10 protein-coding genes and 2 pseudogenes are annotated in these 13,888 nt (G+C 63.2%); 8 read left to right on the top strand and 4 right to left on the bottom strand.

What is annotated here, in order from left to right; translation table 11 throughout:
- Positions 1–862 precede the first annotated feature (862 nt).
- Positions 863–1,126 (top strand): hypothetical protein, encoded by a 264-nt coding sequence (locus ACFQX9_RS30635; RefSeq protein WP_083926371.1) that lies wholly within the window; start codon positions 863–865, stop codon positions 1,124–1,126.
- Positions 1,092–1,478 carry a hypothetical protein gene (locus ACFQX9_RS30630; RefSeq protein ID WP_377791607.1) on the top strand — a complete coding sequence of 129 codons (387 nt, stop codon included), beginning with the start codon at positions 1,092–1,094 and terminating at the stop codon, positions 1,476–1,478. Before ACFQX9_RS30635 ends, ACFQX9_RS30630 begins: the two co-directional genes overlap by 35 nt.
- Before the next feature lie 732 nt (positions 1,479–2,210).
- On the opposite strand, the gene ACFQX9_RS30625 is transcribed toward ACFQX9_RS30630, so the two are convergent.
- Positions 2,211–3,635 (bottom strand): methyl-accepting chemotaxis protein, encoded by a 1,425-nt coding sequence (locus ACFQX9_RS30625; RefSeq protein WP_377791417.1) that lies wholly within the window; start codon positions 3,633–3,635, stop codon positions 2,211–2,213.
- Positions 3,636–3,744: 109 nt separating this feature from the next.
- Positions 3,745–5,493 (bottom strand): methyl-accepting chemotaxis protein, encoded by a 1,749-nt coding sequence (locus ACFQX9_RS30620; protein WP_377791416.1) that lies wholly within the window; start codon positions 5,491–5,493, stop codon positions 3,745–3,747.
- Positions 5,494–5,698: 205 nt separating this feature from the next.
- On the opposite strand from ACFQX9_RS30620, the gene ACFQX9_RS30615 reads away from it, so the two are divergent.
- From ACFQX9_RS30615 to ACFQX9_RS30590, 6 genes and pseudogenes are all read left to right on the top strand, one after another.
- Positions 5,699–6,445: a YebC/PmpR family DNA-binding transcriptional regulator gene (locus ACFQX9_RS30615; RefSeq protein ID WP_085361596.1), complete on the top strand. Its 747-nt coding sequence runs from the start codon at positions 5,699–5,701 to the stop codon at positions 6,443–6,445.
- Between the two features lie 71 nt (positions 6,446–6,516).
- Positions 6,517–7,044, top strand: coding sequence for a crossover junction endodeoxyribonuclease RuvC (gene ruvC / locus ACFQX9_RS30610; protein ID WP_018454591.1), 528 nt, complete (start codon positions 6,517–6,519; stop codon positions 7,042–7,044).
- Positions 7,041–7,658 (top strand): Holliday junction branch migration protein RuvA, encoded by a 618-nt coding sequence (ruvA, locus tag ACFQX9_RS30605; RefSeq protein WP_377791415.1) that lies wholly within the window; start codon positions 7,041–7,043, stop codon positions 7,656–7,658. The genes ruvC and ruvA overlap by 4 nt, the downstream gene beginning before the upstream one ends.
- Before the next feature lie 20 nt (positions 7,659–7,678).
- Complete coding sequence (gene ruvB, locus ACFQX9_RS30600; RefSeq protein WP_018454589.1) at positions 7,679–8,713, top strand: Holliday junction branch migration DNA helicase RuvB; 1,035 nt, start codon at positions 7,679–7,681, stop codon at positions 8,711–8,713.
- A gap of 128 nt (positions 8,714–8,841) precedes the next feature.
- Positions 8,842–9,759 carry a metallophosphoesterase gene (locus tag ACFQX9_RS30595; protein ID WP_085351778.1) on the top strand — a complete coding sequence of 306 codons (918 nt, stop codon included), beginning with the start codon at positions 8,842–8,844 and terminating at the stop codon, positions 9,757–9,759.
- A gap of 69 nt (positions 9,760–9,828) precedes the next feature.
- Positions 9,829–9,918, top strand: a pseudogene (locus ACFQX9_RS30590) (acyl-CoA thioester hydrolase); the annotation flags it as partial.
- Here ACFQX9_RS30590 and ACFQX9_RS30585 read toward each other — a convergent pair.
- Both ACFQX9_RS30585 and ACFQX9_RS30580 read right to left on the bottom strand, forming a co-directional pair.
- Positions 9,891–11,594, bottom strand: coding sequence for a recombinase family protein (locus ACFQX9_RS30585; protein ID WP_377791414.1), 1,704 nt, complete (start codon positions 11,592–11,594; stop codon positions 9,891–9,893). The pseudogene ACFQX9_RS30590 and the gene ACFQX9_RS30585 sit on opposite strands and share 28 nt — an antisense overlap.
- 775 nt (positions 11,595–12,369) lie before the next feature.
- Positions 12,370–12,531 (bottom strand): annotated as a pseudogene (locus ACFQX9_RS30580) (IS256 family transposase); the annotation flags it as partial.
- Positions 12,532–13,888: the final 1,357 nt, after the last annotated feature.

The following is a 13,888-nucleotide window of genomic DNA, read 5'->3' as shown; positions in this document are numbered from 1 at the left end:
CCCGGAGCCTAATGGCACGGCCGAATGTTTAACAGGCCGAAAAACGGCTGTCGGCGGCTTGGCCGGGGAGGGCGATCAGGACTGGACCCAGCGGCAGCGGACCGCAACGATTCCGGGGAAAATGAATTCCAGCCGAAATCTTGGTTTTACTGCACGCGCTAACGGTGGCTGAAAGTTGAAGCTCGGGGTTCGCCCGAGCTTCAACAGGAGCAAGCCATGCGAAGCCCGAAGCCGTTCACCGTCTATCAGCCGGTCCCGGCTAAAGCCCGAAGCCGCTCTTCACCGTTCACGCCTATTCGCTCGATCAGGCGCGGACTTGAGCGCGAGACGATGGAAGTCGCGGTCGACGGGTTAATAGGCGCAAATATAGTTTCCGTAAGCATCGTAGCAACTGCGGCGGTACGCAGCAGTGCCAACGGCAGCCGCGCCTACCGCTGCCGCTCCTACACCGTAGCCCCGATAGCCGTAGCCGCGATAGCCGCCCCGATAGCCGTAGCCACGGTAGCCTGCGCCGCGCACCGCAACAGCGCCGCCGCCTCGCGGTCCTCGAACTGCGACCGCACCGCCGCGATAACCGCCGCCACCCCGATAGGCACCTCCGCCGCGCCGAGCCTCGGCATCATCGGGGATCAAGCAGGCGGTGAGCAAAACGAAAGCGGCAAGAGAAGCAAGAATGAAGCGGAGCATGACAGAAACCCTTCCATGAATTCCTTAAGCCCCGCTCGCGAGATTGCGGCTCTCTCCGCGCAGGAGCTTGATGTAGATCAATCGAACCCGCGCACTGCGGCGACTACGCTGTGTTCTGCCGCACCTGAGAAGGGGATGAGCCTCAGTTGCGCAAGTTCCAAGAGAGAGGTCCGCCATGCATCCGAGCAAGCATCTTTCGATCAGGTCAGCGACTGTTGCCGGGATTGCTGCCAGCGCCCTGTTGGGCCTTGCAGGTCTCACGCTCAATCCAGGCCCAGCCAATGCGGTCGTGTATTGCCAATACACTGCCTACCCAGCGGGTTGCGTTGCTCGGGCAGGCGTCGTGCTCAGGCCCCGCCCGGTGGCGCGCGCCGCAGTCCGTCATAACGCCGGCGGCAATGCGAATGGTGGCGTCAATCGTGTCGGAGCCAGGCGGTAAAGGCCGGTTTCGCAAGCCAGGAAGAAGCCGCCATCGCTTCGTCCCGGTGGCGGCTTTGCTTTGTTTGGGGATAGGCCACCGTACCGACGGGGCGGCTTTAGGCATGAAACACACTTGGTACGTCACTTTTGAAGTGCCGCTGGATGGCACACTGTCAAGACGGCGACATCCGCGGCTAACCAACACGTTTGAAAGCGAAGCAGCAGCCAAGGATTTTGCGCGAACCAAATTCAACGACGGACTGATCGTCAGTGCAGGGACTGTCATCCCTCACTTTCCGAGAGTGTCGATCCCATCGGCCGAAATCCCAACGTGGCTCGAAGCACCGAACCAAGTTGATCCAGATCAATAACTAGGCCACCGACGCTGGTGACATGCTCTAAGGGGCAGCAACCGGGAGCCTGACCATGAATGAACGTTCGGAGCCGAAACAGGTCTGTCGTCGCAACGCACTAACCTTCCTTGGATACGCAGGGGTGTTTGGGCTTGTGGTTTCGTCCTCAATTTTGGCGGCCTCAGAGGCTGTTGCTCAAACCACTGCGCCAGCCGCCGCGCCTACCACGCCGCCAGCGGACGCGCCGAAGTCAGGCACAGAACGCCGCCAGGAGCGGCGCAGCGGGCGAACAGAGCGCCGCCAGGAACGCCGCACGGGACGCACAGAGCGGCGCCAAGAGAGGCGTACGGGACGCGACGAGCGACGGGACGCTCGCGACGGCACCCCGGCCGCCACGACGACCACCGAGCAAAAGAAGTAGTCCGTTCATTGCCAAGCACAGCCCCAAGCGTAGGCCCGGAAGGCCGTACAGCGCGCGGCCAGCGCCGTCTACGGAAAGCGGGGCGGGGCTATCGAAATCGGCTTCTCTCGCGAGGGGAGAAGAGGAGGGGATGGAGATTTCGGAATAATAGCAGTATACGCCTGTTTTGCCCGACGGCGCAGGCGCTTCAGAGGCGCCTGGATCGACGGATTCATCTGGCGCTTAAGCCGTTGATTCTACTCGCCCCGGCTACTGTGCATGGGGTTGTTCTCGAGGTTTTTGATTCAGGGAGGCCATGCGCCCCCGCCGCAAGCGCGTCGCGACGACCCTCAGCTCTGCCGAAAGCCCATCCGGAAGGCGCCCCAGTGCTTGCCGCGGATCATGATCGGCGAGGACAGGTCCTTCATCAGCACGAACTGCCCGCCGCCCATGTCGCGGCGATAGGTCTGCAGCAGGAACGGCTTGGTGTTGGCCGCGGCCTTCTGCACCGCGCGATCGGTGAACAGGCGGCGGTTGCGGCAATTGGCGTTATTCCAGACCGGGTCCTTGCCCTGCGGCAGGCGGTAGTTCGGGTTGTGCGTCGGCAGATAGCCGCCCTTGGCCCAGGCGACGCAGAACACGATGCGGGGATCGGATTTCTGGATCGGGTCCTGGATCGCGGGCAGCACGCGGTCTGTGAAGTCGACATAGTTGGTGTTGTACTGCTTGGGATCGGTGCCGGGGATTTCCCGATAGTTCTCGTCCATGAACTGGTCGAGCGTGATCTCGCCGCGGCCGATGGCGGCTTCGAACTCGTCCGAGATCCGCTTTGCGGTCTCGACGACAATTCGGATCAGCGGCGCATCCGATGTCTCGACGCCGCTGTCGGCGATCAGCGCGATCAGCCCTTCCGACGTGTCGAGCAGTTTGGTCACGCGCTGATCAGCGTTCTTGAGATCGCGTGAGGAGAGATCGACGCCCTTGGCGAGTTCGTTGAGCTCGCTGATGACGGTGTCGCAGTGTCCGAGGTTGGAGGTTGCCGCGCGCGTGACGCTGCCGATCTCCGCTTCCACCGAGGCGAAGCCCTGCTGAACCCGCGAGATGATGCCGGAGATCCGCTGGGCGCCTTCGCCGGCCGTCTTCGCGCGCTGCGAGGCATCGCTGCTCTCGCCGATCAGACCTTCGATCTGGCCGTCGAGATCGCGCACGGTGTCGGAGATCTGGTGCGTGGCCTGGCGGGTGGCTTCCGCGAGGTTCTTGACCTCGCTTGCCACCACCGCGAAGCCGCGGCCGGCATTGCCGGCGCGTGCCGCCTCGATGGTGGCATTGAGCGCGAGCAGATTGGTCTGCTTCGCGATCGCCTCGATCGAGCCGGACACTTTTGCCACTTGTGCCAGCGCGGAGCCGACGGCGCTCAAGCGCGCCTCGATCCGCTCCACCGCTGCAACGAGCTCGGAGATGTGGCTCACCGCGGCATCGACTGCGCCGCGCGACTGCGCGATCTCGCCGACCGCCGCTGACGTGGTCGTTTGCACCGCCTGTGACGCATTGGCGATGTCGTGATTGGCCGACACCATCGTTTCGGCAGTTTCCTGGAGGTGGTGGAAACGTTCCGACTGGTTCGCGACGCGGCTTGCGACTTCCTGGACGTTGCCGGCGATGTCAGCCAGTTCCACGCCGAGGCCGCCGATGCGGTCGGCGAGCTGATCGATCAGCCGTTCGGAAAGTGTTCGGTTGGAGCCGGTGTCCAGTACTGCAAGTTGTACGACGGACATGTCTTGAGAGTCCTCCAGTCAGAGCCATTCGCCGGCTCTCCGCGGCATTCCCATTCCAATATCGATCTTAGGAGGTGATTCGCGCTTTGGCGTCTTGCCTGAGCGCGCACTAGAGCTTGTAGGCCGTCCTGAATCCGCCCCAGTGCCGGCCTTGCACGCGGATCGGAACGTCGATCTCGCGCATCATCACCGTATTTCCGTTGCCCATGTCGCGTGCATAGCTCTGCACCAGATACGAGCGCAGGTTGCGCGCGGCAGCCAACCCCGCCGGATCGTTGAACATCCGCCGTTTGCGGCTGTTGGCCGTGTTCCAGGCGGCATCACCCGGCCGCTGCGGATGCGAATAGATCCTGTTGTGCACCGGCAGGAAGCCGTTGCGATCGACCATGGCGCAGAATGCCATGCGCGGGTCCTTCGCCAGAAAGGCTTCCTGGAACGCCGGCAGCGCGCGGTCGGCCCAGTCCAGATATCTGGTGCGGTACTGCTGCGGATTGGTTCCGGCGATTTCGGCATAATCGGTGTCGAAGAGGTCGTCGATCTTCACCTCGCCGCGGGCAACCGCCTGCTCGAAGATCGCGGTCAGCGCGTTACCCGCCTCCATGGCGCGGGTGACAAACTCCGTGTTCTCCTCGTGGATCGACCACAGCCTGTCCTCGATCTTCTCGCGGAGCTCGTCATTGGGACTAACGAATTGCGCGCGGGCACCGGCCTTGGATTGCTCGACCACGCGCAGGCGGCAGGCGCCGACGCCTTCGAGGGTGCCTTCGACCATGGCTTGCGATGCAAGGCGGCCCGCGTCCGCGCCGCCGATCAGCACGCCGTCCATCGCTATCTCGTAGACCGGCAGCACGCCGCGGGCGGTTTTTAGCTTGAGATGGCAGGGCAGCCGCTCGGTCTTGCGGCGGTCATCGTGCTCGCTCTGGCGCAGCAGCACGGCGCAGCGCGATTTCAGTTTCTGTGCGAAGGCGGTCACGGCCTTGCCTGCGCTGGCGACGCTCTCGCCGTGGCTCTCGGCCGCCTTGGTCGCAGCATCGATCTCGGCTGCGCTTTCGCCGACCGAGATGATGAACTGCGACGCGCTGGTCGCGTTGCCGGAGACTTCGCTGGTGGTGGCGTTCTGTTCGGCGACCGCGCCGTTGACGGTCTCGAACACCGGGCGGATGGCCTCAATCGCCTGCGAGATGCGGTGCACCGCATCCGCGGAGCCGGCGGCGTCGCGCTGCAGCGCGTCGATCTTCTTGGTGATTTCCTCCGTCGCGCCCTGGGTCTGCACCGCGAGTGCCTTGACCTCGGTGGCGACGACCGCAAAGCCTCTTCCCGCGGCGCCCGCGCGCGCGGCCTCGATGGTCGAGTTGAGCGCGAGCAGCGTCGTCTGCCGCGCGATCTGTGCGATCAGATTGACCACGTTGCCGATGGCGGCCGAGGATTCGCGCAAGCGATCGACATTGGCGCGGGCTTCCTGTGCCGCGGCGCTGGCCTCGTCGGCGAGCTTGCCGGCCTCGCGAACCTGCGCCCCGATGCCCAGCGCCGACTGGGTGAATTTGTCGGCGGCATGGGCGAAGGTGGAGGCATTCGATTGCGCGGCGTTGGTCCGGCCGGTCAGGGCGTCGGTGCGGTCGCGGATGGCGGCAAGTGTCGTGGCGGTCGCCTCGGCGCCGCCGGCCACCGAATTGGCGGCGCGCTCGAGCTGGCGAATCATGGCGCCCAGTTCGAGTTCCAGCAGTTCCAGGATTTCCTTGGCCGAATCGCTTTCGACGGCCGCGGCAGGCTCGGAATGGGCCGCCGGCTGCGCAGCCTGCGGGGCAGCCGCAGGTGCAGCCATGTCCGGCAGACGCTTCCGAAATAGTCCGAATGCCATCAGGTCTCTCTTGTCGCGGGACGGTCGGAGGCTATTTTCGCAGGCTGGAATGAAATCAGGGTTAACGATGCCTGACATCTAGGCACGGGCCCGTACGGTGTTACCTTAAAGTCGTAGAGCCTCTTTCTTTCCAAGGGGGTGGCGGCCTATAAGGCCGCGCTTCCCACGCTCACCTTGGCGCACGAGTCCCTAGAGAAGATCACGCATGGCCGGACATTCCCAATTCAAGAACATCATGCACCGCAAGGGGCGGCAGGATGCCCAGAAGTCGAAACTGTTCGGCAAGCTGGCACGGGAAATCACCGTCGCGGCCAAGCTGGGGACGCCCGACCCCAACATGAACCCGCGCCTGCGTGCCGCCATCACCGCGGCGCGCCAGGAGAACATGCCGAAGGACAATATCGAGCGCGCCGTCAAGAAGGCGCTCGGCAGCGACAGCGAGAATTATGACGAGATCCGCTACGAGGGTTACGGCCCAGGCGGCGTTGCCGTCATCGTCGAGGCGCTGACCGACAATCGCAACCGCGCGGCTTCCGACATCCGCTCCTTCTTCACCAAGTCCGGCGGCAATCTCGGTGAAACCGGCTCGGTCTCCTTCATGTTCGACCGAACCGGCATCGTCGAATACGACCGCAGCATCGCCTCCGACGATGCGGTGCTGGATGCCGCGATCGAGGCCGGCGCCGACGACGTGATCTCGAGCGAAGGCGGCCACGAGATCTACGCCTCGACCGAAGGCTATCGCGACGTCGCCAAGGCGCTGGAGGCCAAGTTCGGCGAGCCGCGCAAGGCCGCGCTGATCTGGAAGCCGCAGAACACGGTCGCAGTCGACGACGAGACGGGCGAGAAGCTGCTCAAGCTGATGGACCTGCTCAACGAGCACGACGACGTCCAGCACGTCTACGCCAATTTCGAGGTGTCGGACGCGCTGCTGGCGAAGATGGGCGGGTAGGGGGGCACTTCCCCTGTTACTTCCGTTCTGTTTCTGTTTCCCCCACGGCGGCCAGCCGCTATCACTGGCTCATGACGACGCTCCCGATTCGTGGCCCCGTTCGCATCATCGGCATCGACCCTGGCCTGCGCCGCACCGGCTGGGGCGTGATCGAGGCCGAGGGCAACCGCCTGATCTACGTCGCCTGCGGCTCGGTGGAGCCGCCGGACGATTTGCCGCTGGCGAGCCGGCTGCTCGCGATCCATGAGGGGCTGGCCGCCGTCCTGTCCAGTCACAAGCCGATGGAAGCCGCGGTCGAGCAGACTTTCGTCAATAAGGACGGCGTCGCGACGCTGAAGCTCGGCCAGGCCCGCGGCGTCGCCATGCTCGCGCCTGCGATGTTCGGCATCAGTGTTGCCGAATACGCGCCGAACCAGGTGAAGAAGACGGTGGTCGGCGCCGGCCACGCCGACAAGCAGCAGATCGCGATGATGCTCAAGATTTTGCTGCCGAAGGCCGATCCGCCGTCCGCGGACGCCGCCGACGCGCTCGCCATCGCCATCACCCATGCCCATCATCGCCAGAGCACCGCGCTGCGGCTGAAGGTGGCAGGCTTATGATCGGCAAGCTCAAGGGCCTGATCGATTCCTACGGCGAGGATTTCGTCATCCTCGACGTCGGCGGGGTCGGTTATCAGGTGCATTGCTCGACGCGCACGCTGCAGCATCTGCCCTCGCCGGGCGAGGCCGCCGTGCTGTCGATCGAGACCTATGTTCGCGAGGATCAGATCAAGCTGTTCGGCTTCCGCAGCGACCAGGAGCGCGAATGGTTTCGCCTGCTTCAGACCGTGCAGGGCGTCGGCGCCAAGGTCGCGCTCGCTGTGCTCGGCACGCTTGGGCCGTCCGACCTCGCCAACGCGATCGCGTTGCGCGACAAGGCTGCAGTGGCGCGCACGCCGGGTGTCGGCCCCAAAGTCGCAGAGCGCATCGTCACCGAGTTGAAGGACAAGGCGCCGGCCTTTGCCAATGTCGATCCGGCGGTCGTGCACCTCGCCGGCGCCGTCGACGACCAGCGCGCGCCACGGCCCGTGACGGACGCGATCTCCGCGCTGGTCAATCTCGGCTACGGCCAGCCGCAAGCTGCCGCGGCCATTGCATCTGCATCGCGCAGCGCGGGTGAGAATGCGGAGACCGCGCAGCTCATTCGCCTTGGCCTGAAGGAGCTCGCGAAGTGAGCGATCCTAAGGCCAACCGCATGGTCACGCCCGAGCGCCGCAGCGACGATGTCGGCGACACTGCGCTGCGTCCGCAATCGCTGTCCGACTTCGTCGGCCAGCAGCAGGCGCGCAAGAATCTGTCCATCTTCATCGAGGCGGCGCGCAAGCGCGGCGAGGCGCTGGATCACGTGCTGTTCGTCGGTCCCCCCGGCCTCGGCAAGACCACGCTGGCGCAGATCGTGGCCAAGGAACTCGGCGTCGGCTTTCGCGCGACATCAGGCCCGGTGATCGCCAAGGCCGGCGATCTCGCCGCGCTGCTCACCAATCTCGAAGAGCGCGATGTGCTGTTCATCGACGAGATCCATCGCCTGAGCCCGGCGGTGGAAGAAGTGCTCTATCCCGCGATGGAGGATTTCCAGCTCGACCTCATCATCGGCGAGGGTCCGGCGGCGCGCTCGGTGAAGATCGAGCTGTCGAAATTCACCCTCGTCGGCGCCACTACCCGCGCCGGCCTGCTCACCAATCCCTTGCGCGACCGCTTCGGCATTCCGGTCCGGTTGAATTTCTACACCATCGAGGAGCTGGAAAGCATTGTCACCCGTGGTGCCCGCGTGCTCAACGTCGGCATGAGCGCGGATGGCGCCAACGAGATCGCGCGACGCGCGCGTGGCACGCCGCGTATCGCCGGCCGGCTGCTGCGCCGCGTGCGCGATTTTGCTTCGGCGGCCGATGCCGACAGGATCGATCGCAAGATTGCCGACCACGCGCTGAGCGCGCTCGAGGTCGATGCCGCCGGCCTCGACGCGATGGACCGCCGTTACCTCACGACCATCGCGCAGAACTATGGCGGCGGCCCGGTCGGCGTCGAGACGATGGCCGCCGCTCTGTCGGAGCCGCGCGATGCGATCGAAGACATCATCGAGCCCTATCTGATCCAGTGCGGCTATCTGCAGCGCACTCCGCGCGGCCGCCTGCTCACCTCGCACGCCTTTCGCCATCTCGGCATCAGCGAGCCATCGCGCGATGCGGCGGCACAGTTCGGCCTGTTCGGCACCGACGAGAGCGACGACTGATCTGCGCAAGTACGGACGGTCGGGCCGTCATGAATTTCCGGTGATTTCGTGCAGAGGGTCTGCACAAAAGCACCCCATTTCCGCTTCAATAGGGTCGCATCAACAAGCTGCATCACGATCAGGCTGCCATGATCACGCGCCGTCACCTCATCCGTTCCATCGGCGGACTGTCCGCCCTCGGCGCATCGACCGCGGCCTATGGCGTCGGCGTCGAGCCGGTGCTGCGGCTTCGCGTCACCCGCTATCATCCAACCCCGCGGCAATGGCCGGCGGATTTCCCGCTGAAGATCGCCGTGATCGCCGACATCCATGCCTGCGATCCCTGGATGTCGCTGGAGCGGATCGAAGCCATCGTCGATCGCACCAATGCGCTGAATGCGGATATCATCGTGCTGCTCGGCGACTATGTTGCCGGTCTGCACCAGGTCACGCGCATCATTCCGGCGAGCGAATGGGCCAAGGTGCTGGCCGGCCTGAAAGCGCCGCTCGGCGTCCATGCCGTCATGGGCAACCATGACTATTGGGCGGACAGGATCGTCCAGCAGGCTGGACACGGGCCGACGGTCGCGCATCGCGCGCTGGAGACGGCCGGCATTCCCGTCTACGAGAACGACGTCGTGCGGCTCGCCAAGGATGGCCGTGCATTCTGGCTCGCCGGCCTTGGCGATCAACTCGCCTTTCTGCCGGCGCGACGCTTCCGGAGCACGGGACGCTTCGGCGCCGACGATCTCGACGCGACGCTTGCCAAGGTCACCGACGACGCGCCGATCATCCTGCTCGCGCATGAGCCCAATATCGCGCCGCGCGTGCCCGCCCGCATCGCGCTGCAACTGTCCGGCCACACTCATGGCGGCCAGGTCCGCCTGCTCGGTTGGTCGCCGGCGGTTCCGCCACAGCACGGCCTCCGGCTCGCCTATGGCCATGTCCGGCTCAAATGCGACGTCATCATCTCCGGCGGCCTCGGTTGCAGCATCATGCCGCTCCGCGTCGGCGTGCCGCCGGAGATCGTCGAGGTGACGCTGGGGCGTGGGCCGGCGGTGGTCTAGCCGCGCTTGCGCAGCCGGCCGTTTTTGCGCAAAACGGGCTGGTTACCGAAAAGCGAAGAGGCTCGCGACGTGACAGCTCATCTCGACGGCGAGATCCGCGACGGCCGCCACCATATGCAGGTCCGCGTCTATTACGAGGACACGGATTTCCCTGGCTTGCCATTGTCGTAGTATGCAAACGTGCTGATCTCTCGCTCCTTGCTGCGGTTTTCGGGAAAAAGGTTCTTTCCGTAAAGCGCGGAGCTGTTCAGGTAGGGCGTATATTCGTAGGGCATCCGCTTGCGAACCGGATGCACTACTATGCATTCAATCAAGTTGCGGAAGGCAATGCGAGTTTCGATCGCCTTCGGATTGGTTTTGAGCGCGGTGATAAGCCTTCTAACCTCCGAGGAGTATCGGTCACTGAATTTCGGGCGATCGAAGCCAACTAAATTTTCGCCGCCACCGCCCAGCAGCCGCAAGCGCTCTTCAACGCTTTCCCGCTCCAGATCGCACTCATCGATCCGCTTGAGCAATTCGTCCGGCTTGCGGCGGCTATTTGCGATGGCATAAGAGAGGCGTTCGATCTCGGTAGTCAATACGCGGCGTCGACGCTCTAGCTTATTGTGTTCGCTGCCATTGTTCCGATCGTTTTTGCGCTCCTCCTTCCAAGTACGCATCGCCTCTTCAATGGCTTTCGGCGAAAGCAATTTCACCTGGATTTTTTCGGAGGCATCCTCGAGCAGAACGTCCATATCAAAGCTACGGGTGTGCTCGCAGGTGCCCCGCTGATGCGCGCTCGCGCATGCCGCGCGCGGCGCACCGTTACGCGAGGATTGAGCGATTCGCATATGGCCATTGCAGACGCCACACCGGAGCACACCGGCAAGCGGGTGCTCATTGTTGCGCGGACTCACGGCGCGACGCCGCGGCTGGCCAGTCGGTCCGAACATAGATACCGCGCGCACCCTACGAACCTTCTGCGCTAGATCCCAGAGCCCTTGCGGAACGATCCGCAGCTCTGGCTTTTTGACGATAATGTGGCGTTCTGCTGGATTGCAGCGCTTCTGTTTCTTCTGCGTCTCTGGGTTAAGAATTGTCGAGCGAACGTTCCAATGTATCTCGCCGATGTATAGTTCGTTGCCGATAATGCCGCGACCATGCCGACCGCCTGTGATGCACTGATGGTTCCAGGTGGTGCGACCCGCCTTGTTCTTGTGACGAGTTGCCCCTGGTGAGGGCACGCCTTCGCGGGTGAGGTCAGCGGCGATAGTTCGGGTCGAGCGGCCCGCTGCATATTCTTTGAAGATGCGGAGCACAATCTTTGCTTCGTTCTCATCGATTACGCGCTCGCCGGGAGCGCCCGGCCTCGGCCGATAACCATAGGCGTATGAGCCCGGAATTCTTCCGTTCGCAACAGCGTTCTCATGGCCGCGCCGAACCTTTTCGGCGAGCTGCGGCTTGTAAATCGTGTTGTACAGACTTGCGATGCTAATGTCAGTGGCGGTCGCGTAGACTCCTTTCTGATCCATCAACTCAACGCCGTTGAACTCGAAAACCTGCTTGAGACGCTGGATGGTTGCGGGATCGCGCGACAAGCGGTCGAAATGCTCAACGACGACTACGTCAAACTGCCGGCTTCGCACACCGTTGAGCAAGCGCTGATAGCCGTCCCGCGCACCTTCGGTAAGACCAGATTTTGCGGCATCCACAAACTCGCCGACGACATCGAGGTTGTTGCGCAATGCGACCTTGCGGCAGAGTAACAGCTGACCGTCAATCGAGCTCGCCCTTTGCATGTCGCTCGAATAGCGCGCGTATATTACGGCCGTTTTCTTCGATGACGGTGTCGTCATGCCGGTCCTCTATCGGCTGCCCCGAGCCATGATGTTCATCCCGTGCGATCTGACGTCCGATGGCGCGCGCCAACTCAAACCAGATTTCCTCATTGTCCGGATTATCCCAGCTCTGAGGATGGGAGGGGGCAAGCGGTCGAATGGTCGCTCGTTGTCTTCGGAAAGATCGGATGCGGGTAGGCATTTGCAAACTCGCGAGCGGAAGCTAGCGTAAATTTCCGCGCTGCGCTACGGCCAAGCCGCAGCGATTACTCGCAACGCGTCCCTCATGCTGGCTTCGGCAGCGTCGAATGAAAATGAAATTCGTCAAGTGCCGCAGTGTGCGTGAGGGCATTCCTGGCGATGAGGCGCGTAGTCCAGAGTAGAAATGCTAAGCAAAGCGGAGTAAAAATACTTGCGGGTGGCGGCGGCGTAAGTTTGTTATCGGGTGCGGGTGCGGGTGCGGGTGCGGGTGCGGGTGCGGGTGCGGGTGCGGGTGCGGGTGCGTAGGAGCCGTCCTCGGTTCCCCACAGATTGTAGTGGCTGCCGCAGAGCCCGGCGAACTGTACGTTCAGCCCAGACGCGGTGGTCCGAGCCCAAGGAGCCTTCTATGATTGGGTCTTTTCTTATTCCGCTTGTTCGATCGCTCTTGCGTCGAGGCTCCAAGAGCTAGCAATCGCGTCTTCGTGAGCTCCGCAGTAGGGCGCGAAAAGCACTGTCAGAAATACTCGTGTTTCTCAGCATGCTGTAACTGGCGCTCGGGCAACCGGTTCGCCGGCAAGAGAGCCGGGCCCGGTCAGCTGGCAGCCGGAAGGCTGACGCTCGAATCATCGCTCAAAGGCGCGATGGTTTCCAGCGTCATGTAACGGGCACGCTGGACGGCCCATTCATCGTTCTGTTCGAGCAGGACCGCTCCAATGAGGCGAACCATGGCCTTCTCCTTGGGGAACATGCCGACCATATGTCCAAACCGGTTCACAGCCTTGCCGCACCACATCCACAAAGACGATCTGCTTCGGGCGTTTCGCCGACAGAAGCCGGCAGGCCGGCGCGGAGGTCGATGGGATAACGGAGGCAAAGTACGAAGAGGGGCTCACGGACCAATCCGCGATCTCTGGGCACGGGTCCACACTGTCCCTACCGGCTACAGCCGGTGCGGCGCGTCTACATCCCCAAGCCGACGGGGGTAGGCGGCCTCTCGGTGTGCCGGCCGCTAGAGGACAAGATCGTCCAAAGCGCGGTGGCCGAGGTGTTGAGCGCCGCCTATGAGGTCGAATTCCTCGAGTTCTCCTACGGCTTCCGGCCGGGGCGGAATCCTCAGATGGAGCTTGATGCCCTGCATCCGGCTATCATGACATATCCAGTGTCTTCGATTCGGTCGACCACGAGTGGCTGCTGCGGATGGTGGCGCACTCCTCGTATCCTGCAGCTCATCGAGCTGCGGCTGCGAGCTGGCGTTCTTGAGAGCGGCGAGAAGCAAGACACACGCCGCAAAGGGCAGGATCAGTCCGCTCCTTTCCAACATCTTCCTGCATTACATCCTCGATCTCTGGGTCGACCACTGGAGTGGTCGCCATGCACGCGGTCGCGTTGTGACCGTGCGCTTTGCGCACGACTTCGTCATCGGCTTCGAGAGCAAGGCAGATACCCAGGAAATGCTCTTGGCCCTCAAGGCGCGACTGGCCGACGCTCCATGCGGACAAAACCCGGTTGATCGAGTTTGGCGCGGTTCGCGGCCCTCCCGCGTCAGCCGCGCAGCGAGCGGTGGCCGAGACCTTCGCCTTCCTGGGGTTCACTTACTTTGCGGGCGGACCCGAGATGGCCGGTTCATCGTGAAGCACAAGACCGAAGGGAAACGCCTGTGCTCTCGAGCAACATCACAAGTCTCGCGCGGCTCATGCGGGCGTCGCTCGTCGACAAACGTTGGTATAGGTTATGCAACCCGTTCTATATCCCCCGCTTACCTCTGTAGAGTTGAGCTGCCCGTCGGCTTGTCTGTAGTTTCAGCGTCGAAGCTGGATCGTCCGAAGGGTGGGGCGGCGCGAAATCCTAAGCTGAGTTGATAAGTGTGCTGCAAGGCATTGCTGCCATTGAGGCGTGGGACGAGGTTAAATGGAAATACGTCAGCCCACTTCCGCGTTGGAGGTCCATCAGCACATTGTGTGCTCCCTCCAGAAGCAAGACCCAGTGATCTTGGACATCGGCTGCTACGACGGAGCTGACTCTTTACATTGTCTGCGGCTTTGCCCAGAGGCTCAGCTCTACTGGTTCGAGCCGGCCCCCCGGGGCGGTTGCTAGCTTAAGAGAAACATGGG

This window comes from Bradyrhizobium sp. GCM10028915 (genome assembly GCF_042666195.1).
Classification (GTDB): Bacteria; Pseudomonadota; Alphaproteobacteria; order Rhizobiales; family Xanthobacteraceae; genus Bradyrhizobium; species Bradyrhizobium canariense_D.
The sequence above is the reverse complement of the archived record's forward strand: the minus strand, read 5'-3'. Positions and strand labels throughout refer to the sequence as shown.

Excerpts from the sequence above, each read along its gene's own strand:
- ACFQX9_RS30615 (WP_085361596.1), top strand. The coding sequence starts at position 5,699 with ATGGCCGGACATTCCCAATTCAAGAACATCATGCACCGCAAGGGGCGG.
- ruvB (WP_018454589.1), top strand. The coding sequence starts at position 7,679 with ATGGTCACGCCCGAGCGCCGCAGCGACGATGTCGGCGACACTGCGCTG.
- ACFQX9_RS30630 (WP_377791607.1), top strand. The coding sequence starts at position 1,092 with ATGGTGGCGTCAATCGTGTCGGAGCCAGGCGGTAAAGGCCGGTTTCGC.
- ruvA (WP_377791415.1), top strand. The coding sequence starts at position 7,041 with ATGATCGGCAAGCTCAAGGGCCTGATCGATTCCTACGGCGAGGATTTC.
- ACFQX9_RS30625 (WP_377791417.1), bottom strand. The coding sequence starts at position 3,635 with ATGTCCGTCGTACAACTTGCAGTACTGGACACCGGCTCCAACCGAACA.
- ACFQX9_RS30635 (WP_083926371.1), top strand. The coding sequence starts at position 863 with ATGCATCCGAGCAAGCATCTTTCGATCAGGTCAGCGACTGTTGCCGGG.
- ruvC (WP_018454591.1), top strand. The coding sequence starts at position 6,517 with ATGACGACGCTCCCGATTCGTGGCCCCGTTCGCATCATCGGCATCGAC.
- ACFQX9_RS30585 (WP_377791414.1), bottom strand. The coding sequence starts at position 11,594 with ATGACGACACCGTCATCGAAGAAAACGGCCGTAATATACGCGCGCTAT.
- ACFQX9_RS30620 (WP_377791416.1), bottom strand. The coding sequence starts at position 5,493 with ATGGCATTCGGACTATTTCGGAAGCGTCTGCCGGACATGGCTGCACCT.
- ACFQX9_RS30595 (WP_085351778.1), top strand. The coding sequence starts at position 8,842 with ATGATCACGCGCCGTCACCTCATCCGTTCCATCGGCGGACTGTCCGCC.